Genomic DNA, 24,011 nt, shown 5'->3' on the forward strand with positions numbered 1-24,011 from the left:
CACCGGTCCAGAGGTGATGACCTCAGAGGGCGATGACCACCTTGACGTCGTCCGGCCGGGAGTCGAACGCGTCGGCGAACCTCTCCAGCGGCACGCGGCGGCTGATCAGGCCGTCAAGCCAGTCCCGGTCGGCCTTCGCCAACGCGTCGGCCGCCTGGCGGTAGTGGCGCAGGTTGGCGTTGACCGAGCCGACCACGACGTCGTTCTCCAGCACCATCACCCGGTTCGCGCCCGCGACGTCCACGTCCACCGTGTGGCCGCCCGAGGAGATGCCGGTCAGGCACACCACGCCGTACGGTGCGGTGTTGCGCACGACAGAGATCACCACGCTGCCCACGCCGGTCGCCTCGATCACCACGTCGGGCCGCAGCCGGGAGGCGACCTCGTCCACGTCGCCGTCGTGGTAGGTCGCGCCGAGCCGCCGCACCAGCCGCGGCTTCGGGCCGTCCTCGACCCGGTCGAGCACGTGCACGTCCAACCCCTGCTGCACGCCGATCATCGCGGCCAGCAGCCCGATCGGCCCCGCGCCCGTCACCAGCGCGCGTTCCGGCTCGTACCACGCCCGCTCACCCACCCGGGCGACCTGCTCCCACGCCTTCGCGACCACCGACGTCGGCTCCATGAGCACGCCGGCGTGCGCCAGCCCCGGGTCCAGCGCCACCGCGTAGTCCGACTCGACGCACCACCGCTCGGCCGCGTACCCGTCCAACTCCTTGATGCCGCGCTCGGTGTAGCCGCCGTTGCGGCAGTTGTCGAACTCGCCGTGCGCGCACGCGCCGCAGGGCGCCGGATCGGGTCGCCGGACCACTCCCACCACCAGGTCACCGGCCGCGAAACCACTCTCCGGAGGCGCCATCGCCACCCGGCCGAGCGATTCGTGGCCGAGCACCAACCGGTCGCGTCCCGGCGGCGCCCAGCCGTACTCGGCGCGGGCGATCTCCTTGTCCGTGCCGCAGACACCGACGACCAGTCCCTCGACCAGCAGGTCACCTGGCCGCGGCTCGGGTTCCGGCACCTCGGTGACCTGCAGCGAATCCGCCTTCTTCGGGTCGAGCGTGAGCGCGCGCATGGTCTGGGCTACCCCCGCGCGCGACCCGCATGCGGGCCCGGCCGCCGACGTCCCCCGGTGGGATGGGTGTTGTTTGCCCTCCTCGAGGGGTGGCACCCGTGGTGCACCCGGTCGGCGGGAGGAAACACCCGGCGGAGGAGGCCGACGATGACCGAGGGTGGTTGGGCCTACGACGGTGAGCCCGTCACGCTGTCACCCGACACCGTGACGCTCGTGCACGGCACCTCGTTCTGCGTCTGCGGCAGCGACGGGAACGTGGACGGCGCCGCCGCCCAGGGCGTGTTCTTCCAGGACACCCGGATCGTGTCCGGGTGGGCGTTGCGGGTGGACGGCGCGACCGTCGAGCACATCACCACGCTCACCCGCGACCCGTTCCGGATGACGTTCGTCGGCCGCGGCCGGTCCCGCGGGCACGAGGCCGAGAGCACCCTGCTCGTGCGCCGCGAGCGGTACGTCGGCGCGGGCATGCGCGAGGACATCACGCTGCGCAACTTCGGCCGGGAGTCCGTCGCGCACGTCGTCTCGGTGCACGTGGAGGCCGACTTCGCCGACCTGTTCGAGGTCAAGGAGAGCCGGGTCCGCGCACGGGGGCGGCACCAGTGCGAGGTCGAGCCGGACGAGCTGCGCCTGACCCGGCGCCTGGACGGCCAGAGCCGCGGCGTGCGGGTGCGGGCGGAGGGCGCCGACTACTCGCCGTCCACCCTGACCTTCCGCGCCGTCATCCCGCCCAAGGGCGAGTGGTCGACGTGCGTGACCGTGCAGCCCGTCGTGGACGGTCGGACGACCGAGACGATGTTCCCGCCGGAACGCCCGATCGACGAGTCCGTCCCGGTGCTGCGCGCCCGCCGGTGGCGCGAGGACGTGCCCGTCCTGCGGTACACGGGCAGGCCGGCGCTGGGCGCGACGCTGCTGCGCAGCAGGCAGGACCTGGGCGCGCTGCGGATCTTCGACCCGGACCGGCCCTCGGACATCGCGGTCGCCGCCGGCGCGCCCTGGTTCATGACGCTGTTCGGCCGCGACTCGATCCTCGCGTCGCTGATGTCGCTGCCCATCGACCCCAACCTCGCCCTCGGCACGGTCCGGACCCTCGCCCACCACCAGGGCACGCGCGTCGAGCCGAACAGCGAGGAGGAACCGGGCCGCATCCTGCACGAGATGAGGTTCGGCGCGGACGCCTCGCTGGCGCTGGGCGGCAGCAACGTCTACTACGGCACGGCGGACGCCACGCCGCTGTTCGTGATGCTGCTGGGCGAGCTGTCCCGCTGGGGCATCGACCGCGACCAGGTCGAGGCCATGATCCCGCACGTCGACCGCGCGCTGGAGTGGATCGAGCACTACGGGGACCGCGACGGCGACGGTTTCGTGGAGTACCAGCGCGCGACCGCCGGCGGACTGGTCAACCAGGGGTGGAAGGACTCGTGGGACGGGGTGAACTTCGCCGACGGGAGCATCGCGAAGCCGCCGATCGCGCTGTGCGAGGTCCAGGGTTACGTCTACCACGCCTACCTGGCGCGTGCGTGCATCTGCGAGGACTTCGAGGACCTGGCCGGCGCCCGGCGCTGGCGCGAGCGCGCGGCGCGGCTGAAGGCGGAGTTCAACGACCGCTTCTGGCTGCGCGACCGCGGTTACTACGCGGTCGCCCTGGACGGGGACAAGCAGCCGGTGGACGCGCTGACCTCGAACATCGGGCACTGCCTGTGGAGCGGCATCGTGGACGGGGACAAGGCCGAGCGGGTCGTCGAGCACCTGCTGTCGCCGGAGATGTTCACCGGGTGGGGCGTGCGGACCCTCGCGTCCGGCATGGGCGCGTACAACCCGATGAGCTACCACAACGGGTCGGTGTGGCCGCACGACAACGCCCTCATCGTGCACGGGCTCATGCGGTACGGCTTCGTGGAGGCCGCGCAGCGGGTGACGATGGCCGTCCTGGAGGCCGCCGAGGCGTTCGGCGGCAGGCTGCCCGAGCTGCTGTGCGGCTTCGACCGCGCCGAGTACCCGGACCCGATCCCGTACCCGACGTCGTGCTCGCCGCAGGCGTGGGCGTCGGCCACGCCCGTGCACCTGCTGCGCGTGCTGCTGCGGGTGGAGCCGTACTCGCCGCGCCGCAAGGTGTGGCTCGCGCCCGTGCTGCCGGAGTCGTTCCAGCCCTTGGCCCTCGACGGCATACCGATGCTGGGCGCGCGCGTCGACCTGGAGGTCGACGGCGACGACGTCCGGGTGCGCGGCCTGCCCGAGGACGTCGAACTGGTCCGTGCGCCGGTAGGGGTGCACCCGGGCCTGGACGACAGGGGGTGAGCACGGTGACACCGCTGCGCGTCGCGATGATCGCCCCGCCCTGGTTCGAGCTGCCGCCCTCGGCCTACGGCGGCATCGAGTCGATCTGCGCCGACCTGGCGGACCGGTTGGTCGCGCGCGGCAACCACGTCGTCCTGGTCGGCGTCGGCCGCAACGGCACGGCCGCCGAGTTCCGGGCCACGTGGGACCGCGCGCAGCCGGACCGGATGGGGCAGGGCGTGCCGGAGGTGGTGCACGCCGCCGCGCTGCCCGCCATCCTGGCCGACCTGGACGTGGACGTCGTGCACGACCACAGCCTCGCCGGACCGCTGCTGGCCCGCGGCCGTTCGCTGCCGACCGTGGTCACCGCCCACCTGCCCGTAACCGGGGAGACGGGCCGCTACTACCGGGGCCTGAACGGCAGCGTGAACCTCGTGGCCGTCTCCAACGCGCAACGCCGGCTCGCGCCGGACCTGGACTGGGCGGGCACCGTGCACAACGCCGTCGACGTCGGCACGTTCCCGTTCCGCCGGGACAAGGAGGACTACGCGCTGTTCCTCGGGCGGACCGCGCCGTTCAAGGGGATCCCCGAGGCGATCGCCGCCGCCACCGCGGCCGGTGTCCCGCTGCGCATCGCGGCCAAGTGCCGCGAGCCGGTGGAGCGGGAGTACTTCCGGCGCGAGATCGCGCCGTTGCTCGGCCCGGGCGTCGAGTGGCTCGGCGAGGTGGACCGCGAGGAGAAGCTGCACCTGCTGACCGCCGCGCGCTGCCTGGTGTTCCCGATCAGCTGGGACGAGCCGTTCGGGCTGGTGATGGTGGAGGCGATGGCGTGCGGCACGCCCGTGGTCGCCACCCGCCGCGGCTCCGTCCCGGAGGTCGTCGCGCACGGTGAGACCGGCTTCGTGTGCGACGACCACGCGTCGCTGGTCGCGGCGCTGCGCCGGGTCGACCGGTTGTCGGCCGAGCGGTGCCGGGCCGAGGCGGTCCGCCGGTTCGACGTCGAGCTGATGGCCGCCCGCTACGAGGACGTCTACCGCTCCGCCGCCGCCGAGTCCCCGCACGTGCTGGAGGCGGTGACCACGACCCGCACCGCCGCCGCCCGCTGACCCGGTCGACCTCCTGGCTCGACGCCAGGGTCGCCCGGCCGGCGCTCCACCTGAGCGATTCCCGGAAACGGCAACAGGAGTTGTCGTTTCCGGCGGGTCGGGCCGAAGCTGGCGCCATGACCGAGAACGACACGGCGGCGGTGACCCGCGTGGGGCCACCGCCGCGGCACCACTTGGCCCTGATGATCTGGGTGGCCGTCTTCCCGACGCTCACCGTGCTGCAGCTGCTGTTCGGCGACCTCCTCGACGGCGCGCCGACCGTGCTGCGGACCCTCGTGCTGGCGACGATCGCGGTGCCGATCGTCATCTACGGGCTCATGCCGCCGCTGCAACGGCTCCGCGTCCGCCTGCTCTCCCGGCGGTCGTGACCGGCGCTAGCGCAGCCACCGCACCACCTCGTCGAGCAACCGGTCCCGGCCGTGCCCGGCCCGGTCCAGGTGGGCGAAGTGCGTCGCGCCGTCCAGGCGCGCCGCCCGCACGTCCGCCGCCCGGTCGAGGTCGGCGACCAGCGTGGTCACGTCGCCCTCGCGTGACCAGAAGTCGTGCTCGCCGCGCAGGACGAGCGTCCGGGCGGTGATCGTGCCCGCGTGCCAGAGGCGTCGGCCGGTCGCGAGGTGGAAGCTGTCCTTCAGCGCGCCGGTCGGGGCGCGGAAGCTCGGCGGCTCGCGGTCGGCCGACGTCGGGTCGCTCGCCACCGCGTGCTCGACGTAGGCCGCCGCGACGCGGGGGTCGCGCCACGCGGACTTGTCGTCCACCGGGATGGCGGCGTCCCAACCGCGGAGCAGGCCCGGCCCGGTCGAGAGCCGGTACGCGCCGTGGCGCGCGTCGTCGAAGTGGCCGGGCCGCGCCGGGTCCTCGTAGTCCGAGCCGCGGCCGAGCACCGGGTGCCCGTCGATCGCGCCGTACAGGCTGTTGTAGATCACGAGGTGCGCGACCCGGTCCGGGTGCTCGCTCGCGTACCAGGCGGCCCAGTGCCCGCCGGTCGCCCAGCCGACGAGGTCGACGCGGTCGTGGCCGGTCGTCGCGCGCAGCCGGTCGACGACCGACGCGATGTCGCGCACCACCTGCTCGCCGGTCACGGCGGGCGGGTTGGCCGACAGTGGCGCGTCGAGCGCTTCAGGGCGGTCGGAGGCGCCGTAGCCGCGCGCGTCCACGATGAACACCCGGTGGCCTTCGCGCGCCAGGTCGGCCGCCAGCGACCCGCCGGGCACGGGCAGGTCGAACGACGCGACGCCCGGCACGCGGGCGCCGTGCAGCAGCAGCACCGGCCGGCCGCGTGCCGACCGGGCCGTCCGCACCTCCCGGACACCCAGGTGCCCGGCTTCGCCACGCACCTTCCAGTCCTTGCGCACCACCTGGTCGGACGGCGGCGCCTGCGTGATCGTCGCGGCCATCGCGAGCGTGAGGATCGTCTTCAGCATGCGGCCAGGATGCCGCCGGACCGGTCACCTGATCTGATCGTGCACAGAATCGGTGCGATTGATACGGGGTGGATATGGATCTCAGGCACCTGCGGGCCGCCGTCGCGGTCGCCGACCACCTGCACTTCGGCCGGGCCGCCGCCGCGCTCGGCCTGGCGCAGCCGCCGTTGAGCCAGACCGTGAAGGCGCTGGAGACCGAGCTCGGGGTGGCGCTGTTCCACCGCGACACCAGGAACGTCCACGTCACCCGGGCCGGTGAGGCGTTCGTCGCGGACGCGCGCGCCGCGCTGTCCATGGTGGACGCCGCGGCGCGTCGGGCGCGTGCGGCGGGGCGGGGCGAGGAGGGCTCGCTGTCGATCGGGATGGTCGGCTCGTCGGTGCTGCACCCGCTGCCGATGATCATCCGCGAGTTCCGGGCGCGCTACCCCGCCGTCGCCCTGTCCTTCTCCGTGCTGCCGACCGTGCCGCAGGTCGAGCGGCTGCGCGCGGCGGCGCTGGACGTGGGCCTGCTCCGCCCGCCGCTACCGGGCCCGTCCGACGACCTGGAGCTGGTGCCGGTGTCGCGCGAGCCGCTGGTCGCCGTGGTGCCGAACGACCACCGCCTGGCCGGCCGGCGGCGGGTGCACGTCCGGTCGCTGGCCGGCGAGCCGTTCGTGCTGTTCCCGCGCCACCTGGGACCCGGGCTGCACGACGAGATCACCGCGCTGTGCCGACGCGGCGGGTTCACCCCCGAGGTCGCGCAGGAGGCCGTCCAGATGCCGACCATCGTCGGCCTGGTCGCGGCGGGCTGCGGGGTGTCCATCGTGCCCGGCTCGTCCGCCGCCCAGCCGCGGCCGGAGGTCGCGTTCCTGCCGCTGAGCCCCACCGTGCGGCTGGTCGACCTGGCGATCGCGCTGCCCGTGCCGAACCACTCCCCGGCGGCCGCCAACTTCACCGCCCTGGCCCGGGACCTCACCAGGGCGCGCGGCACGACGCCGGCCGGGTGACCGGTGCGAGGCGCGGCCCTCCGGGAGGTCCCGGCGATCGGGTGACCGGCGCTCAGTCCTCGAGCCAGTTGTACTTGCGCGCCATGCCGACCAGGTTCTTGCGCACGTTCAGGATCTGCTCGGCCGTCATGCCGGGCGCCGAGGCCAGCAGCGTCTCGGTGACCTCCTGCAAGTAGCGCTTGGTCGACACGACCTCGCAGAACATGTCGTTGCCGTTGACGTCGTCACCCGAGTGGTACGACGGCGTCCCGGCCCGCACGGACGCTTCCCGCACCAGGCTCACCCGGGAGGCCTTCGGCCCCCGGTCGCCCATCTCCACCAGGAACTCGACCAGCGCGCCGGGCGCCATCAGCCTCTTGTCGAAGTCGATGTCGTTGACGTGGATGAACACGTCCTCGCCGCCCTCCTCGGGCGACACGAACCCGTACCCGCGCACCTCGTCGAACCGGACGACCTTGCCCTTCACCACCACCGCAACCCCTTACCAGCAGCACGCGCCACACCTGTGGCGACATCACCACGATCCTATCCCGGACGCCCGCGCGCGACTCGTGGGCACGACGTCCGGACTCCTCCGTCCTCGGAGCGCGCTCAGCCCGCCTTGCGACCGACGGCCGCGAACGTCGACATCTGCTTCGGGTCCGGGTCCTCGTCACCGGGTTCCGGGCGCCACTCGGTCAGGTCCACCACACCGGGGTCGACCAGCTCCACGCCCGCGAGCAGGTCGGTGATCTCGGCCCGGGTGCGCATCGAGAAGTCCGTCACCCGGTTGCGGAACTGCTCGGTCGCCTCCTCGGCCCGGTCGGCCTCGCCCTCCAGGCTGGCGTGCGAGAGGGCGAGGTAGCTGCCCGGCACGGTGGCGTCGAGGTATTCCCGGACGATCTCGGCGGGCTTGTCGGAGTCCGGCACGAAGTGCAGCACCGCGAACATCAGCACGCCGACCGGCCGGGTGAAGTCCAGCGTCCGCACCACGTCCGGGTGGGTCAGCACCTCGCGCGGCCGGCGCAGGTCGCCCTGCACCGCCGTGGCGTTGGCGTGCTCGCTGAGGATCGCCCGGCTGTGCGCGACCGCGACCGGGTCGACGTCCACGTAGACGATCCGGCAGTCCGGGTCGGCGCTCCACGCGACCTCGTGCACGTTGCCGGCCGTGGGGATGCCCGACCCGAGGTCGAGGAACTGGGTGACGCCCCGGCCGACCAGGTAGCGCACCGCGCGGCGCAGGAACGCGCGGTTGGCCCGGAGGATCCGCGGCAACCCCGGCATGACCTCGACGATGCGCTGCGCCGCCTCCCGGTCCACCTGGAAGTTGTGCGCGCCGCCCAGGTGCACGTCGTAGACGCGCGCCGGGCTCGGTCGCGAGAGGTCGATGTCGGGGCCCACCCACGAAGGTCTTTCCACGCTGCCGCTCCTCGGTTCGCCACGGACCGTGATTGCTCGGGTGCACGCTACAACGGGCGAACCGCCACGAGAGCCCCTATCGGGGTTCGCAATCGGTGCGCTCCCGCGCAGGGGTTGGACCGTGCCCGAAGGTCGTCGTCCGCCACCACCCTTCGCGTGTCAGAACTTCACAAGGCATCCCGATACGTGGACAATCCTTGACCAGAAGTCGCACCGGCGTCCCTGGAGGAGCTCCCATGCCCAGATCACGGTCGTTCGCGCTCGTCCTGGCCGCCGTCGCGTTCGCCGCGGCGCCGGCCGCCGACCTGGCGACGCCCGCGTCCGCGCTGGCCGACGACGCGCTCAGCCGGGACCTCGACGCGATCATCACCAGCGCGGCCCTCGACGGCGCGGACGTCGGGCTCGTCGTCCGCCACGCCGAGACCGGCACCGTGGTGTTCGCCCGGGAAGGCGACGAGCGCGGCCAGCCCGCGTCCAACGGCAAGCTGTTCAGCTCCGCCGCGGCGCTCGACATCCTCGGCCCGGACCACCGGTTCAGCACCACCGTGGCCGCGACCGGTCGCGAGCGCGCCGGGGTGCTGGCGGGCGACCTGCACCTGCGCGGCACGGGCGACCCGACCATGCTCGCCGCCGACTACGACGCGCTGGCCGCCGAGGTCGCCCGCAGCGGCGTCCGGCTGGTCCGCGGCAAGCTCGTCGCCGACGACACCTGGTTCGACTCCGTGCGCCTGGGCACCGGCTGGGCCTGGGACGACGAGCCGTACTACTACAACGCCCAGATCTCGGCGCTGACCGTCTCCCCGGACACCGACTACGACGCCGGGACCGTCATCGTCCGGGTCGCGCCCGGCGCGGCGGGCCAACCGGCCACGGTCACCACCGACCCGCCGACGGACTACGTCACGATCGCCAACACCGCCGTCACCGGCGCGCCCGGCTCGGCGTCGAGCGTGTCCGTCGAACGGCAGCACGGCGCCAACGTGATCGCAGTGCGCGGCAGCATCCCCGCCGGCGGCGCCGTCGAGAGCGAGTGGAGCACGGTCTGGGAACCGACCGGGCTGGTCACGTCCCTGTTCCGCGACGCCCTGGCCCGGCACGGCGTGCACGTGCTCGGCGGCACGGGCACGGGCGCGACCCCGGCCGACGCACGGCTGCTCGGCGAGCACCGGTCGATGCCGTTGTCGCAGCTGATGGTGCCGTTCATGAAGCTGAGCAACAACATGCACGCCGAGATCCTGGTCAAGACCGCCGGCCGGGCCGTGTTCGGCGAGGGCAGCTGGACCGCGGGGCTGCGCGCGATGACGGCGAGGCTCGGCGAGCTGGGCGTGGACCCGGCCGCGCTGTCGCTGCGGGACGGTTCCGGACTGTCCAGGATGGACCAGGTCTCGCCCGACCAGGTGGCCGCGCTGCTGCTCGCCGCCCGGCGCGAGCCGTGGTTCCAGCCCTGGTACGACTCGCTGCCCGTGGCCGGGAAGAGCGACCGGATGGTCGGCGGCACCCTGCGCAACCGGATGCGCGGCACCCCGGCCGAGGGCAACGTGCGGGCCAAGACCGGCACCCTGACCGGCGTCAGCGCCCTGTCCGGCTACGTGACGACCGCCGACGGCACCCCGCTGGTGTTCGCCATGATCAGCAACGACACCCTCACGTCGGCGAAACCGCTCGAGGACGCCGTCGCGGTCCGGTTGGCCGGCCACCGGGACGGCGCGACCCCGCCCGCGGTCAGGGTCGCGCCCGAGCCGGTCGCCGACGAACGGCTGGAGTGCAGTTGGACCAAGTCCTGCTGAGCCGGGCGGTGATCAGATGACGACCGCGCGGAACCCGTGCACGCACCACGGGCCGTCGTAGCTGGTCACCCAAAGGTTCGTGGAGTAGCCACCCAACTTCTGCCCCTTGGCCGTGCCCTTGAGGTAGACCTGGAAGGAGTCCTCCCCCGTCGTCCCGCCGTCCATGTCCGGGTCGATGGCCAGGTCCGGGTCGTAGCCGACCAGCTTCTCCACGTCCGCCGCGTCGTTGTTGGCGTCCGGGCACAGCAGGCCGGCCGCGGCCGCCGCGTCGCCAGCGTTCACGCTGTCCAGGAAGGACCGCATGGCGGCGAGCGCCTCGGGCGGCACCGGCTTGCCGCCGGCCGTGGGCTCGCGGTCGGTGGTCGGCTCGGTGGTCGCCGTCGGGCGTCCGCTGGCCGACGGGCCGTTGGCCCGCGCGATGTCCTGCCAGCACCAGTCGCCGTCCTCGCGGACGACCGTCACCTCGACCTGCGACGTCCGCGAGGACGTGGTGACCTCGACGGTCCCCTCCACCTTGTCGTCGGTGACCTCGTCGCTGCCGACGAGCTCGGCCTTCTTGAGCGCGGACACGTCCTTGATGGCGTTGTCCACGCCGGACTTGGCCTTCGCGCACTTGAGCTTCTTGAGGGCGGCGGCGTCCTGGGAGTCCAGCCCGGCCACCAGCGCCTCCAGCAGCTTCTCCGCGTCGCCGCCCTTCGCCGTCGTGGACGACGCGGTGGTCGGCGGCGTGGTCGTGGTCGTCGTCGGGTCCGCCGCGCCCACGAAGAACCCGGGCTGCACGAACCCGGTGAACGCCACGCCGCCCAGCACCAGCACGACCACCACGACGGCGGCCACGATCGCCCCGGTCCGCTTCTTCGGCGCGGGCGGAGGCTGGGGCGCGAACCCGCCGTACTGGTAGCCGCCGTACTGGCCCGGCTGCCCGTAGGGGTCCTGCCCGCTCGGCGGTTGTTGTGGGTAGTTCACGGCGCCTCCCCGTTCGTGGTTCGCGCCTTCGACGACGAACGGGGGCCGCGCGTTCCCGGCACCGGTGACGAAGCGCGTCGCCTCACGGCCGACAGCGGTGACGCGCAGTCCCCGAACGACCACGCCGAGCCAGGTCCACTGTGGACCGCATTCGGCGGGCGGCGGCTCCGCGGGCCACGACCGTCGATCCCGGACGATCTTCCCGAGTCGCGGGAGGCCCGGTCGCCGCGGTCAGCGAACCGCGCGCGGGCCGTTCACGGGCACCACGGCGTCGCGCACCTCGGCCACCAACGCGCGCATGGCCAGTTCGGCGGCCTCCGGGCGCCGGGACGCGACCGCCCGCGCCACCTCCTCGTGCAGGTCCAACGCGCCGGGCACGGGCTTCTCCGGCATCAGCCCCAGGCTCGTCCGCCCGCGCAGCACGACCGCGACCACCCCTTGGAGCGCGGCGAACATCTCGTTGCCGCCCGACTCCAGCAGCAGCGCGTGGAAGGCGACGTCCAGCTCGAGGAACTCCTCCAGCCGCCCCGCCTCGCCCAGCCGGCGCATCCGCGTGGCGAGGTCGAGCAGGCGGTCGCGCTCCCGCGCCGACGCGTTCCACGCCGCCCGCGCCGCGGCCACCGGCTCGACCGCGATCCGCAGTTCGGTGAGCGCGCGCAACTGGGCGTCGCGGTGCGGCCCGGCCAGCCGCCACCAGATCAACCTCGGGTCGTAGACCTGCCAGGACGACGGGGGCTGCACGGTGATGCCGACCCGCCGCCGCGACGTCACCAGGCCCATCGACTCCAGCACCCGCATGGTTTCGCGGGCGACGGTCCGGGACACCCCGAACCGCTCCTGGATGCCGTCGAGCGTCAGCACCCGCCCCTCGGCGAGGTCGCCGCTGGTGATCTCCAGCCCGAGGGTGTCGAGCACGGAGGTATGCAGGGCGTCGCCGCCCGGGACGCCCTCACGACGTGGTACCGGCACGGCAGCAGCGTAGCCCGGCAGGCCTTCCTCAGCGCGATCAAAGGTGATACCTTTCGCCGCCAAAGGTACTACTTTTGATCGTCTCGTCGTCGCAGCCGAGAGGTGCACCCCATGACCACGAGTGCCGAGCCGACCTGCGTGGTCGTGATGGGCGTGTCCGGATCCGGCAAGAGCACCGTCGCCCGGGTGCTGGCCGACCGGCTCGACTGGCCGATGGCCGAGGCCGACGAGTTCCACCCGGCCGCCAACATCGGGAAGATGTCGGCGGGCACCCCGCTCACCGACGACGACCGCGCGCCCTGGCTGGCCGCGATCCGCGACTGGATCACCGCCCGCGCCGCCGCCGGCGAGAGCGCGGTCGTCACGTGCTCGGCGCTCAAACGCGCCTACCGCGACGTGCTGCGGGAGGCGGGCGCACGGGTCCGCTTCCTGCACCTGCACGGCGCCGCCGACGTGGTCGGCGAGCGGATGCGGCACCGCTCCGGCCACTTCATGCCGCCGTCCCTGCTCCGGTCGCAGTTCGACACCCTCGAACCGCTGCGGTCCGACGAGGACGGCGCCGAGGTCGACGTGACCTCGGCGCCCGAGCTGATCGTCGAGGAAGCCGTGACCCGGCTCGACCTCGCCGCCGGACACCCGGCCACCCCCTGACCCGCCGGAACCCTCGAGAGCGACGGAGCTGCCGATGACCACCAACGACGACTGGGTCCAGACCTTCGGCACGGGCGCCCTGCTCGGCATCGCCGCGGGCGCGGTCGCCCTGCTGCTGTTCCTCATCATGTACCTGCGGGTGCACGCGTTCCTGGCGTTGGTGCTGGTCAGCCTGCTCACCGCGTTCGCCGCGCGCATCCCGGCCGACACGGTGGTGCCCACTCTCGTCGGCGGGTTCGGCACCACCCTCGGCAGCGTCGCGCTGCTCGTCGGCCTCGGCGCGATCCTGGGCAGGCTCGTGGAGGTCACGGGCGGCGCCCAGTCGTTGACCGAGGCGTTGATCCGCCGGTTCGGCGAGCAGCGCGCGCCGCTCGCGCTCGGCGTCAGCTCGCTGGTGTTCGGCTTCCCCATCTTCTTCGACGCCGGCCTGGTCGTGATGCTGCCGATCGTGTTCGCGGTGGCCCGGCGGCTGGGCGGCGGCGTGCTGCGCTACGGCCTGCCCGCTGCGGGCGCGTTCTCCGTGATGCACGTGTTCGTGCCGCCCCACCCCGGTCCGGTCGCGGCGACTGAGCTGCTCGGCGCGGACGTCGGCCTGGTGATCGCGTTCGGCCTGCTGATCGCGATCCCCACCTGGTACCTGACCAGCTACCTGTTCGGGCTGGCGATGGGCAGGCGGCTGGAGCTGCCCGTGCCGACGATCCTCAGCGGCGGACCGCAGGTCGAGGACCACGAGAACCCGCCGCGCCCGGGCACGGTCGTCGCGCTCCTGCTGCTCCCGCTCGTCATGATCTTCACCAACACCGGGCTGGACGCGGCGCGCGCCGCCGGGTGGGTCGACGGCGAGGCGTCCTGGTTCCAGGTCGCCCGCGCGCTCGGCTCGACACCGGTGGCGCTGCTGGTGACCGTGCTCGTCGCCTCCTACGCCCTCGGGCTGCGCAAGGAGTCGGTGGAGAAGCTGGTCGACTCAGCCCTCGGGCCGGTGTGCGCGGTCATCCTCATCACCGGCGCGGGCGGCATGTTCGGCGCGGTGCTGCGGGCCGGCGGCATCGGGGACGCGCTGTCGGTCGGGCTGACCGACGTCGGGCTGCCGGTGTTCGCGGCCGGGTTCGTCATGGCCGCCGCGCTGCGGATCGCGCAGGGCTCGGCGACGGTCGCGCTGACCACGGCCGCGGGTCTGGTGCAGCCCGTCGTGCAGGCGGGCGGGTTCAGCGCGGTCGAGCTGGCCGCGATCGTGCTCGCCCTGGCGGCGGGCTCGGTGATCGCGAGCCACGTCAACGACTCGGGCTTCTGGCTGGTCGGCAACCTGATGGGGATGGACGTGCGGACCACGTTGACGACGTGGACGGTCATGGAGACCATGATCAGCCTGGTCGGCTTCGGCCTGTCCGCGGTGCTGTTCCTGCTCGGTTGACCCCCGGCCGCGCCTCGGGGGCGAACCGGGGGTGATCTCCGGGATCCGCCGGATCATGGACGCGGCGCGAGGCGGGAGGCTCGGCGGCATGACGAGAACCTTCCGCCGCGCCGCCGTCGCGGCACTGGCGGGCACCGCGCTGATCGGGTTGGCCGCGGCGGTCCCGCAGCAGGCCGCCGCGCAGCCCGCGCCGACGCCCGCGTTCGACTTCGCCGACTGCCCCGCGATCCCCGCCGGCGCCGACCCCGCGCAGTGGCGCTGCGAGGTGCTGGTGTCCACCGGCGCCATCAAGTTCGGCACCCTGCCCGAGCAGAGCACCGGCGCGATGCGGCTGACGTTCGCCGAGGGGCGGCTGGACGGCGAGTTCGCGCAGGTCTTCGGCGCGCTGCGGGCCGAGCCGACCCGCGTGCCGGGCGGCCTGCTCGGCGTGCCCAGGCACCACCCGGTGCTGCGCACGGACCTGCGCATCGAGTACGCCGGGTTCGCCGACTTCCTCTCCGACGGCGACCGGATGGGCGTGCAGCACCTGAAGCTCCGCGTGCTCAACGGCCTGCTGCCCGACACGTGCTCGATCGGCGACGACGCGGACCCGCTCGTGTTCCGCCCCGTCCGGACCAGCGGCCCCGACCGGATCTCCGCCGATCCGCCGGTGGTCCGGTTCACCATCGAGGACACCGCGTTCGCCGTGCCCGCGGCCCGCGGCTGCGGCGGCCTGGACCGGTTGGTGGACAAGCGGTTCGGCCTGCCCTCCCCCGCCGGCGCGAACTCGATGAGGCTCACCACCCTGGTGGGGTTGAAGAGCTACACCGAGCTGTGACGGGTCCCCGGCCTCGACCGCTCCGACCGGTCGGGGCCGGTACCGGCCGGTCGCCGGTGCGACGGCCCCGCCGGGGCGTTAGGTTTCGTGCCATGAACGAGACCCCGGACATCAAGCCGCGCAGTCGCGACGTCACCGACGGCCTGGAGAGGACCGCCGCGCGCGGGATGCTGCGGGCGGTCGGGATGGGTGACGACGACTGGGCCAAGCCCCAGATCGGTGTCGCCTCGTCGTGGAACGAGATCACGCCGTGCAACCTGTCGTTGGACCGGCTGGCGAAGGCGAGCAAGGACGGCGTGCACGCGGCGGGCGGCTACCCGCTGGAGTTCGGCACGATCTCGGTGTCCGACGGCATCTCCATGGGCCACGAGGGCATGCACTTCTCCCTGGTGTCGCGCGAGGTCATCGCGGACAGCGTGGAGACGGTCATGCAGGCCGAGCGGCTGGACGGCTCGGTGCTGCTCGCCGGCTGCGACAAGTCGCTGCCCGGCATGCTCATGGCCGCCGCGCGGCTCGACCTGGCCAGCGTGTTCCTCTACGCGGGCTCGATCCTGCCCGGTCGGGTCACCCTGACCGACGGCAGCGAGCGCGAGGTCACGATCATCGACGCGTTCGAGGCCGTCGGCGCCTGTGCCCGCGGCCTGATGAGCCGTGAGGACGTCGACCTGATCGAACGCGCCATCTGCCCCGGCGAGGGCGCGTGCGGCGGCATGTACACCGCGAACACCATGGCGAGCGCGGCCGAGGCGCTGGGCATGTCCCTGCCGGGCAGCGCCGCGCCGCCCGCCACGGACCGGCGGCGCGACGGGTTCGCCCGCAAGTCCGGCGAGGCCGTGGTCGGGATGCTGCGCAAGGGCATCACCGCGCGGCAGATCATGACCCGGGAGGCGTTCGAGAACGCGATCGCCGTGGTGATGGCGTTCGGCGGGTCGACCAACGCCGTGCTGCACCTGCTGGCCATCGCGCACGAGGCCGAGGTGGAGCTGAGCCTGGACGACTTCACCCGGATCGGCGAGAAGGTGCCCCACCTCGCCGACGTCAAGCCGTTCGGACGGCACGTGATGACCGACGTCGACCGCATCGGCGGCGTGCCCGTGGTGATGAAGGCGCTGCTGGACGCGGGCCTGCTGCACGGCGACTGCCTGACCGTCACCGGCCGCACGGTCGCCGAGAACCTGGCCGACATCGCGCCGCCGGACCCCGACGGCACGGTGCTGCGCGCGATGAGCGAGCCGATCCACCGCACCGGCGGCATCACGATCCTGCGCGGCTCGCTCGCGCCCGACGGCGCGGTGGTGAAGTCCGCCGGGTTCGACTCCGACGTGTTCACCGGCACCGCCCGCGTGTTCGACCGCGAGCGCGCGGCCATGGACGCGCTGGAGGACGGCACGATCACCGCCGGCGACGTGGTCGTCATCCGCTACGAAGGCCCCAAGGGCGGGCCGGGGATGCGCGAGATGCTCGCTATCACGGCCGCGATCAAGGGCGCCGGGCTGGGCAAGGACGTCCTGCTGCTCACCGACGGCCGGTTCTCCGGCGGCACGACCGGCCTGTGCGTCGGCCACGTCGCGCCGGAGGCGGCGGACGGCGGTCCGATCGCGTTCGTCCGCGACGGCGACCGGATCACGCTCGACGTCGCCAACGGCACGCTGGACGTCGACGTGGACGCCGCCGAGCTGGCCGCCCGCCGCGAGGGCTGGGCGCCGCTGCCCGCCCGCTACCAGCGGGGCGTGCTGGCGAAGTACTCGAAGCTCGTCGGCTCCGCCTCCGGCGGCGCGGTCTGCGGCTGACGCGCGAACGGTGCCCGACCCCCTCGCGAGGGTCGGGCACCGCTACCGGCTCAGGGAGCCGGGTACTCCGCGATGTAGACCGGAACGCCGACTCCGGTCAGGTCGGCCGGGCCGCCCACGCCGTTGACGACGTGGTCGATCACGCCCGCGCTGAGGTTGACGGTCATGATGTGGCGCAGCTTCACGCCCGGCGTCTCGGGGACCTCGAAGCCGTTCTCGGTGTGGATCGTCGGGTTGTTCTGGTTGAACACGTACACGCCCGCGCCGTGCAGGGTGTGCTCGCGGACGTGGTCGCCGACCTTGTAGCCGGCCCAGCCCTCGACGTCGCCCTTCATCCAGTCCGCCTGCGTCGGCGGGTCGTAGGGCAGCTCGTTCTGGTAGAGCACGACGGTGCCGCGCTCGCCGTTCCAGACGGTGTTGTGCCGCTGGAAGTGCTCCACGAACAAGCCGGTCGCGGTCACGTCGTCACCGTTGACGACCACGCCGGTGAGGCCCGTGTTGGTGTTCCAGCGCTGCGTGTCGGTGAAGACCTCCACGCCGTGGTCCGCGCGCCACACCCACGTGTGGTCGATGAGCACGTGGTCGCTGTTGACCTCCAGCGCGGTGTCGACCTTGCCGACGTGCGGGCCGCCGACGCGGAAGTACACGTCCGACAGCGTGGTCGGGTTGGCCGGGTCGGCCGGCCGGTTGCCGTGCTTCTTGCCCACGCGCAGCAGCACGGGCGACAGCTCGGTGCCCGCGTCGATCGTGACGCCGGCGATGACGACGCCCGGCACGTCCGCGACGTCCAGCGGGGTCGAGCCGTTCACGGCGGTCAGCGTGGCGTGCCCGAGACCGAGGACCACGGTGTCGGCCCGCTTGACCTCGATGCTGCGGGCGATGTCGTAGACGCCCGGCGTGAGCAGCAGGTGCTTGCCGCGCGCCAGCTGGTTGTTGATGTCGCGCGCCGAGTCGCCGGGCTTGGCGACGAAGAACTCCGACAGCGGGATCGTGCGGCCGGGCGTCACGCCGTTCGCCCACGACACACCGCTGGTGTCGCGCTTGGCGGCCGGGACGCGGACGTTGTAGCGGCCCTTGTCGTCGACGAACAGGTACGGCTTCTCACGGCTCAGCGACGTGGTGTCGAGCGTGGTGTAGGGCGGGTTCGGGAACGCCGCGTCGTCGGGCGCGCCCGCGACACCGGAGAACACCTGGTTCCACACGCCGTTCGACCAGCTGCCCAGCTCGCTGTTGCGGGTCAGCCACTGCTGCTGCGAGCCGTTGACGACGGCGGGCAGCCGGGAGTCGGCGATGAAGCCGCCGCTGGCGTACTGCGGGCCGGCGGTGCAGTAGTCCATCAGCGTGAACGTGCCGCTGGTGACGTTGAGCCGGCGCAGCGACACCGCCTGGGACACGGCCCAGAAGTTGGCGCCGGCGCGGCAGCCGTCCTGCCCCTTGCCGTCGATGTTGATGGTGAGGTTGCCCAGGGTGCGCCAGAAGTTCACCAGCGCCAGGCAGTTGGCCGTGCCGCCCTCGGTCAGGCAGCGGTTGTAGACCTCGACCTTGCCGTTGATCACGACGTCGGTCGGGGAGGCGCCGAGGCCCGCGATCTCGGTGTAGTAGCCGACCTTGATCTGCAACGGCCGCTCGGCCGTGCCGTAGTGGCCCGGCTTGAACAGGTAGGCGTACCGCTGGGCGCCCATCTCGTTGTCGACCTGGGCGGCGTGCGTGGCGTCGAGCGCGGCCTGGATCTCGGCGACCGGCATGGACGGGTCGAACACCTTCACGTTCACGCCGAGGTCCTGCGTGCGCCGGGGCGGGTCGGCGCTCACGGCCGGCGCCGCGGCCGTGGTGGCGGCGGCCAGGGCGAGACCGAGCACGAACACCCGGCGCAGTCTCGCGGGAGCGCTCTCGCGTCTGGCGTGGCGCATGATCGTCATTGACATGCCTCTGAGGGTAGTGACGCCGACCACTCGAACGTGAGAGCGCTCTCTCAGGTTCGGGGAGGTCAGGCGTTGGCGGTGTGGAGTTGGCTATTTCTACTTCACGATCCGCTCCCGCGCCATGCCCGACGAGCACGAATTCGTCCCGGTACGACCGGGAAACGCGCGCGCGGTTCCCCTGCGCGTTGTGCTGGTCACTGAAGGTGGATCGACAGACAATCAGCGCCTTGGCGCATGCGGAACACCCGATTGCGGCGCCCCTCGGCGACGCGACCGTCAGCGACCTCCTGGACCGGGCGATCCGTCGGCCGGACGCCCACCTGCTCGACCTCGGCTGCGGCGAGGGCGCGTGGTTGCTGCGCGCGGCGCAGGAGCACGACGGCATCACCGCGGTGGGCGTGGACATCTCCGGCGCGGGGTTCGACGGGACCCTCGCCGACGCCGCCCGGCTCGGCGTGGCCGACCGGCTGGAACTCCTCCAGCAGGACGTGACCGCGTACCGGTCGGACCGCAAGGCGGACGTGGTGCTCAGCGTCGGCGCGGCCTACGCCTTCGGCGAGCTGCTGCCCGCCCTCGCCGCCGCGCGGGGCCACCTCGCCGAGGACGGCGTGGTAGTGCTCGGCGACTGCTTCTGGGAACGCGAGCCGAGCCCGGAGCTGCGGGCGGAGCTGGAGGACGGCCCGCAGAAGTACGCCGACCTGGCGACCACGGTCGCGCGCGTGGTCGCCGACGGCTGGACCCCGGTGCACGGCCACGTGAGCACGCTCGCGGAGTGGGACGAGTACGAGTGGAGCTGGACCGGCTCGCTGGCCGCGTGGGCGCTGGACCACCCCGACCACCCGGACCGCGAGCAGGTGCTCGCCACCTCCGCCGCGCACCGGGACAGCTGGCTCAACGGCTATCGCGGCGTGCTCGGCTTCGTCACCCTCGTGCTGCGGCCGACGCCGTAGGGAGCGCGAGCGCTATCACGACGGGGGGTCGACCAGGCCCCGGCCGACAGCCCGGTCATGCCGTCGCGGCCCGCACGCCGCCGGACGTGACGCCCGGCGGCGTGCGGTGTCCTACCCGGCCGGCTCGGGCGGCAGCTTGTCCGGCGTGGCCACGATGTCCACCCGCCGGACCTTCCCGTCGTGGACGGTGAAGGAGCAGACGAACCTGGTGGACGTGCCGGTCGTCGCGGCGAACCCGGGACCGCCGTTCACCGCGACCGGCGTGATGCCCTGACCGGCGGGCATCTTGCGGTGCACGGCGACCAGGAACCACGCCACCCGGTCCGCGCCGAGCACCGGCCGACGGGCCACCCCGCGCAGGCCGCCGCCATCGCTGGTCAGCACGACGTCCGGGTCGAGCACGGCCAGCAGGCCGCGCAGGTCGCCGTGGCCGACGGCACGCAGGAACGCGTCGACGGCGCGGCGGTGCTCGACCGTGCCGACGTCGACCCTCGGCGCGCCGGCCGCGACGTGCGCCCGGGCCCGGACGGCCAGTTGCCGCACGGCGGCCGGACTGCGGCCGACGACGCCGGCGATCTCCGGGAACGGCATGCCGAACACCTCGTGCAGCACCCACGTGGTGCGTTCGGCGGGCGTGAGGGTTTCGAGCACGACCATGAGCGCGAAGCTCACCGCGTCGTCCAGCGTCACCCGATCCGCCGGGTCGTCGGCGACGGGGTCCACCAGCGGCTCGGGCAGCCAGGGCCCGACGTACTCCTCGCGCCGCACCCGCGCGGACCGCAGCACGTCCACCGCGCGTCGCGCCACCGCCACCACCGCCCACGCCTCGACGTCGCGGACGGTCTCCTGCTCGTCGGCGGCGGCCAGCCGCAGCCAGCAGTCCGACACCACGTCCTGCGCCTCGGCGACCGTGCCGACCAGGGAGTACGCGACACCGACCAGCCGTGGCCGCAGGCGGGTGTACTCGGCGGCGAGCCGGGCGACCCGATCGGCGGCGGGGCCGGTCGCGGGGTCGGCGGCGTCGGCGACCCGGTCGGCAGCGCGGTCGGCGGCGGGGCCGGTGCGGCGGTCGGTCACGGGCCCACCGTCTCCAGGTACTCGGCGAACGTCTCCCTGCCCTCGGTGTACTCGCCCGCCGGGCACAGCGCGCCCGTGGACAGCCCGGCCGGACCCTCCGCCGCCTCCTCGACCCGCACCGCGTCACCCCGCCGCGCCACCACCCGCCGGGCCATGTCGACCACCCGGATCCGCTCCGGCCCCGCGATCGGCAAGGCCAGCCCCTGCGGCTCACCCACCGCCAGCTCCACCAGCCGCGCCGCCACGTCGGCCGTCGACACCGGCTGCGACAGCATCGGCGGCACCTGCGCCACCGGGCCGGTCGCGCCCGCCAGCACCTGCCACGCGAACTCGAAGAACTGCGTGGCCCGCAGCACCGTCCACGGCACCGGCCCGGCCGCCACCAGCGCCTCCTGACGCCGCTTGCCCAGGTAGTAGTCGAGGTCGACCACGTCCGAGCCCACGATCGACAGCACCACCAGGTGCCGCACGCCCGCCCGCGCCGCCGACGCCAGCAGGTGGCCGGTGCCCTCGGTGAAGAAGCGCTCGACCTCCTCCAGGCTCCGCCAGTTCGCCGGGTTCGACACGTCGACCACCGCCTCGGCCCCCGCCAGCGCCGCGTCGAGCCCGGCGCCGGTGAGCAGGTCGACCCCGTCCGCACGGCTCAGCACCACCGGCTCGTGCCCGACCCGCCGCACCTCGTCGACCACCCGACGCCCCGCCGCGCCCGTACCGCCGACCACCGCGATCCTCATCATCGAACCCGTCCTCGTGACCTGCCGGAAAACCCTGTCACGGACAGGACGACCCGGCCGGCGCGGACTGTGACATCACCCGGTCTCAGTCACTCCCCCGGGCCAGCCGGGACGGCCACCAGATGCGCCTGCCCACGTCCACGCCCAGCGCCGGCACCAGCAGCGACCGCACCACGAACGTGTCCAGCAGCACGCCGAACGCCACGATGAACGCGATCTGCGCGAGGAACAGGATGGGCAGCACCGCCAACGCCGAGAACGTCGCCGCGAGCACGACCCCCGCCGAGGTGATCACCCCGCCGGTGATGGTCAGCCCGCGCAGCACGCCCGCCTGCGTGCCCAGCTCGGCGGACTCCTCGCGCACCCGCGTCATCAGGAAGATGTTGTAGTCGATCCCCAACGCCACCAGGAACACGAACCCGAACAGCGGCACCACCGGGTCGGCGCCCGGGAAGTCGAAGATCCCGTTGAACACCAGCGCCGCCACGCCCATGGTCGCGGCGAACGACAGCACCACCGTGGCGATCAGCAGCAACGGCGCGAGCAGCGACCGCAGCAGCAGCGCCAGCACCAGGAAGATCACCAGCAGCACGATCGGGATGATCACCAGCCGGTCGCGTTCGGACGTGAGCTGCGTGTCCAGCTGGGTGGCGGTGGGCCCGCCGACCTTGGCGTCGGCGTCCGGCACCGCGCGCACGGCCTCACGCAGCCGTTGCACGGTCGCCAGCGCCGCCTCGGAGTCCGCCGGGTCCTCCAGCACGACGTCGAGCCGCACCAGCCCCGCCGCCTCGCCCGCCGGCCGCACCGAGGACACGCCGTCCACGTCCGCCGCACCCGCCACCGCCTGCGCCTGCCCCGCACGGGCCAGCACGACGGTCGGCGCGCCGCTGCCGCCCGGGAAGTGGCGGGACAGCACCTCCTGCCCGGCCACCGAGTCGACCTCGGTGAGGAACACGTCCGACTGCGCCGTGCCCGACGCCTTGAGCTGCGGCACGAACGCCACGCCCACCAGCAGCACCACCGTCGTCACGACCCACGTCGCGCGCGGCCGGGCGGAGATCACGCGGGCCACCCGCGCCCACAGCCCGCTCGCCTCCGGGTGCGGCGAGCCGAGCTTCGGGCGCAACGGCCAGAACGCCGACCGCCCCAGCAGCACCAGCACGGCGGGCAGGAACGTCACCGAGGCGAGCAGCGCCGCGCCGATCCCGATCGCCGCCACCGGCCCGAGGCCCTTGTTCGAGTTGAGGTCGCTGAACAGCAGGCACAGCACACCGAGCACGACCGTGCCCGCCGACGCGGCGATCGGCTCGATGGTGGCCCGCCACGCCACCCGCATCGCCCGGTAGCGGTCCTCGGTGTCGCGCAGCTCCTCGCGGAACCGGGACACCAGCAGCAGCGCGTAGTCCGTCGCCGCGCCGAACACCAGGATGAACAGGATGCCCTGGCTCTGGCCGTTGAGGTCGATCACGTCGCCGTCCGCCAGCAGGTACACGGCGAGGCTGGCCACCCCGAGCGCGAACACCCCGGACAGCAGCACCACCAGCGGCAGCAACGGGCTGCGGTAGACGAGCACGAGGATCAGCGCCACCACCGCGCCCGCGACCAGGAGCAGCAGGCCGTCGATGCCGCCGAACGCCTCCTTCAGGTCGGCGACCTGCGCGGCGGGCCCGGTCACCAGCACGGTGAGCCCCTCGGGCTGGTCCGTCAGCTTCGCCCGGATGGCCTCCACCGCGCCGGCCGGGTCGCCCGGGTCGACGGCGACGACGACCTGCGCGGCCTGGTCGTCGCGCGGTGACGGGATCACCGGCGACGCCTCGCCGGGGAACTCCCGGCCGCCCAGGTAGTCGCGGTCGGCCGGGGTGAGGCCGGAGGCGCGTTCGGCCACCACGACCGCGGGCAGGCCGCGCGCGTCGCCGAACGCCTTGACCCGCTCGGACACCTCCGTCGCCTCGGCGGAGGCGGGCAGGAACGCGGTGCTGTCGTTGACCGCGACCTCGCTCAGCTTGCCCGCGAACGGGCCGGAGAACCCGCCGAGCGCCAGCCACGCGACCGCCACGAGGGCGGGCAGCAACCAGCGCGTGCGGGACCGGGTCGTGTGCACGGGACAATGACCTCCGAGACCATGTAGTTCGACGATCCAATAATTCGACCGTCGAAACAATAACGGGAGGGCGCATGGCCGACCACTCGGTCCTGGTCAGGTTGCTCCGGCAGCTCACGGTCGAAACCGACCGGTTCGTGGAGATCTTCGGCGAGCGGCAGCGGATGCACCGCACCGACCTCGACGCGCTCGCGGTGATCATGGACGCGCGGTGGGGCGACGAGCCGATGTCGCCGACCAGGCTGGCCGAGGCCCTGCACCTGAGCGCGTCCGCGACCACGTCCGTGCTCGACCGGCTGGAGGCGTCCGGGCACGTCGAACGCGCGCGCAACCCCCACGACCGGCGCAAGGTCGAGCTGCGCGTCCCGGCCAAGGCGCTGGAGCTGGGCCGCGACTTCTTCGAGCCGCTGGACCACGCGTTCACCCGTGCGTGGCGGCAGTTCGACGACGCCGACAAGGAGGTCATCGCCCGGTTCCTGACCGCGAGCATCGACGCGACCGTGGCGGTGCGGGCGGGGCTGACGCGGTCACCGGACCCGAAGTCATCCTCGCCGGACCCGCAGTGACCAGCGGGTAACCGGA

21 protein-coding genes are annotated in these 24,011 nt (G+C 73.3%); 11 read left to right on the top strand and 10 right to left on the bottom strand.

Going from position 1 to position 24,011, the window contains the following annotated elements; all coding sequences use genetic code 11:
* Window positions 1-22 precede the first annotated feature (22 nt).
* Window positions 23-1,069, bottom strand: coding sequence for a glucose 1-dehydrogenase (locus ACZ7GX_RS38060; protein ID WP_498784290.1), 1,047 nt, complete (start codon window positions 1,067-1,069; stop codon window positions 23-25).
* A gap of 147 nt (window positions 1,070-1,216) precedes the next feature.
* Between ACZ7GX_RS38060 and ACZ7GX_RS38065 the strand changes: the two genes are divergently transcribed.
* The 3 genes from ACZ7GX_RS38065 to ACZ7GX_RS38075 all read left to right on the top strand — a co-directional run bounded on the left by ACZ7GX_RS38065 (window position 1,217) and on the right by ACZ7GX_RS38075 (window position 4,817).
* On the top strand, window positions 1,217-3,364 hold the full coding sequence (locus ACZ7GX_RS38065) for an amylo-alpha-1,6-glucosidase (RefSeq protein ID WP_498784291.1): 2,148 nt from the start codon (window positions 1,217-1,219) through the stop codon (window positions 3,362-3,364).
* A gap of 5 nt (window positions 3,365-3,369) precedes the next feature.
* Window positions 3,370-4,449 (top strand): glycosyltransferase family 4 protein, encoded by a 1,080-nt coding sequence (locus ACZ7GX_RS38070; RefSeq protein ID WP_498784352.1) that lies wholly within the window; start codon window positions 3,370-3,372, stop codon window positions 4,447-4,449.
* Between the two features lie 116 nt (window positions 4,450-4,565).
* On the top strand, window positions 4,566-4,817 hold the full coding sequence (locus ACZ7GX_RS38075) for a putative antibiotic biosynthesis monooxygenase (RefSeq protein ID WP_498784293.1): 252 nt from the start codon (window positions 4,566-4,568) through the stop codon (window positions 4,815-4,817).
* A 6-nt stretch (window positions 4,818-4,823) separates the two neighbouring features.
* Here ACZ7GX_RS38075 and ACZ7GX_RS38080 read toward each other — a convergent pair whose 3' ends face one another.
* Entirely contained in the window at window positions 4,824-5,870 is a 1,047-nt protein-coding gene (locus ACZ7GX_RS38080) for an alpha/beta fold hydrolase (protein ID WP_498784296.1), read from the bottom strand.
* Window positions 5,871-5,944: 74 nt separating this feature from the next.
* On the opposite strand from ACZ7GX_RS38080, the gene ACZ7GX_RS38085 reads away from it, so the two are divergent.
* Entirely contained in the window at window positions 5,945-6,856 is a 912-nt protein-coding gene (locus ACZ7GX_RS38085) for a LysR family transcriptional regulator (protein WP_498784298.1), read from the top strand.
* 52 nt (window positions 6,857-6,908) lie between these two features.
* On the opposite strand, the gene ACZ7GX_RS38090 is transcribed toward ACZ7GX_RS38085, so the two are convergent.
* Together ACZ7GX_RS38090 and ACZ7GX_RS38095 are read right to left on the bottom strand one after the other, a co-directional pair.
* Window positions 6,909-7,325 carry a cold-shock protein gene (locus ACZ7GX_RS38090; protein WP_498784300.1) on the bottom strand — a complete coding sequence of 139 codons (417 nt, stop codon included), beginning with the start codon at window positions 7,323-7,325 and terminating at the stop codon, window positions 6,909-6,911.
* 122 nt (window positions 7,326-7,447) lie between these two features.
* Window positions 7,448-8,254: an SAM-dependent methyltransferase gene (locus ACZ7GX_RS38095; RefSeq protein ID WP_498784302.1), complete on the bottom strand. Its 807-nt coding sequence runs from the start codon at window positions 8,252-8,254 to the stop codon at window positions 7,448-7,450.
* A 236-nt stretch (window positions 8,255-8,490) separates the two neighbouring features.
* Between ACZ7GX_RS38095 and dacB the strand changes: the two genes are divergently transcribed.
* Window positions 8,491-10,041 (top strand): D-alanyl-D-alanine carboxypeptidase/D-alanyl-D-alanine endopeptidase, encoded by a 1,551-nt coding sequence (dacB, locus tag ACZ7GX_RS38100; RefSeq protein WP_498784304.1) that lies wholly within the window; start codon window positions 8,491-8,493, stop codon window positions 10,039-10,041.
* A gap of 12 nt (window positions 10,042-10,053) precedes the next feature.
* Here the strand turns inward: dacB and ACZ7GX_RS38105 are convergent, their stop codons facing one another.
* Window positions 10,054-11,007, bottom strand: coding sequence for a hypothetical protein (locus ACZ7GX_RS38105; protein WP_498784305.1), 954 nt, complete (start codon window positions 11,005-11,007; stop codon window positions 10,054-10,056).
* Window positions 11,008-11,238: 231 nt separating this feature from the next.
* Entirely contained in the window at window positions 11,239-11,976 is a 738-nt protein-coding gene (locus ACZ7GX_RS38110) for a FadR/GntR family transcriptional regulator (RefSeq protein ID WP_498784307.1), read from the bottom strand.
* A 111-nt stretch (window positions 11,977-12,087) separates the two neighbouring features.
* Between ACZ7GX_RS38110 and ACZ7GX_RS38115 the strand changes: the two genes are divergently transcribed.
* From ACZ7GX_RS38115 to ilvD, 4 genes are all read left to right on the top strand, one after another.
* The gene (locus ACZ7GX_RS38115) at window positions 12,088-12,627 is read left to right on the top strand and encodes a gluconokinase (protein ID WP_498784309.1); all 540 of its coding nucleotides are present in this window, start codon (window positions 12,088-12,090) and stop codon (window positions 12,625-12,627) included.
* A 34-nt stretch (window positions 12,628-12,661) separates the two neighbouring features.
* The gene (locus ACZ7GX_RS38120) at window positions 12,662-14,038 is read left to right on the top strand and encodes a GntP family permease (RefSeq protein WP_498784311.1); all 1,377 of its coding nucleotides are present in this window, start codon (window positions 12,662-12,664) and stop codon (window positions 14,036-14,038) included.
* Between the two features lie 88 nt (window positions 14,039-14,126).
* The gene (locus ACZ7GX_RS38125; protein ID WP_498784313.1) at window positions 14,127-14,855 is read left to right on the top strand and encodes a hypothetical protein; all 729 of its coding nucleotides are present in this window, start codon (window positions 14,127-14,129) and stop codon (window positions 14,853-14,855) included.
* Between the two features lie 92 nt (window positions 14,856-14,947).
* Window positions 14,948-16,645, top strand: coding sequence for a dihydroxy-acid dehydratase (gene ilvD / locus ACZ7GX_RS38130; RefSeq protein ID WP_498784315.1), 1,698 nt, complete (start codon window positions 14,948-14,950; stop codon window positions 16,643-16,645).
* 50 nt (window positions 16,646-16,695) lie between these two features.
* Here the strand turns inward: ilvD and ACZ7GX_RS38135 are convergent, their stop codons facing one another.
* Window positions 16,696-18,570: a pectate lyase-like domain-containing protein gene (locus tag ACZ7GX_RS38135; protein ID WP_498784317.1), complete on the bottom strand. Its 1,875-nt coding sequence runs from the start codon at window positions 18,568-18,570 to the stop codon at window positions 16,696-16,698.
* 224 nt (window positions 18,571-18,794) lie between these two features.
* Here ACZ7GX_RS38135 and ACZ7GX_RS38140 point away from each other — a divergent pair, with 224 nt between their 5' ends.
* Window positions 18,795-19,517, top strand: coding sequence for an SAM-dependent methyltransferase (locus tag ACZ7GX_RS38140; protein WP_498784319.1), 723 nt, complete (start codon window positions 18,795-18,797; stop codon window positions 19,515-19,517).
* A gap of 111 nt (window positions 19,518-19,628) precedes the next feature.
* Here the strand turns inward: ACZ7GX_RS38140 and sigJ are convergent, their stop codons facing one another.
* The 3 genes from sigJ to ACZ7GX_RS38155 all read right to left on the bottom strand — a co-directional run bounded on the left by sigJ (window position 19,629) and on the right by ACZ7GX_RS38155 (window position 23,429).
* Window positions 19,629-20,594, bottom strand: coding sequence for an RNA polymerase sigma factor SigJ (gene sigJ / locus ACZ7GX_RS38145; protein WP_498784321.1), 966 nt, complete (start codon window positions 20,592-20,594; stop codon window positions 19,629-19,631).
* Window positions 20,591-21,331, bottom strand: a complete 741-nt coding sequence (locus ACZ7GX_RS38150) for an SDR family oxidoreductase (RefSeq protein WP_498784323.1) — start codon at window positions 21,329-21,331, stop codon at window positions 20,591-20,593. The genes sigJ and ACZ7GX_RS38150 overlap by 4 nt, the downstream gene beginning before the upstream one ends.
* Before the next feature lie 82 nt (window positions 21,332-21,413).
* On the bottom strand, window positions 21,414-23,429 hold the full coding sequence (locus tag ACZ7GX_RS38155; protein WP_498784325.1) for an MMPL family transporter: 2,016 nt from the start codon (window positions 23,427-23,429) through the stop codon (window positions 21,414-21,416).
* Window positions 23,430-23,503: 74 nt separating this feature from the next.
* Between ACZ7GX_RS38155 and ACZ7GX_RS38160 the strand changes: the two genes are divergently transcribed.
* Window positions 23,504-23,995, top strand: coding sequence for a MarR family winged helix-turn-helix transcriptional regulator (locus tag ACZ7GX_RS38160; RefSeq protein ID WP_498784327.1), 492 nt, complete (start codon window positions 23,504-23,506; stop codon window positions 23,993-23,995).
* Window positions 23,996-24,011: the final 16 nt, after the last annotated feature.

It is taken from the genome of Actinosynnema sp. NPDC037264 (assembly GCF_055603705.1).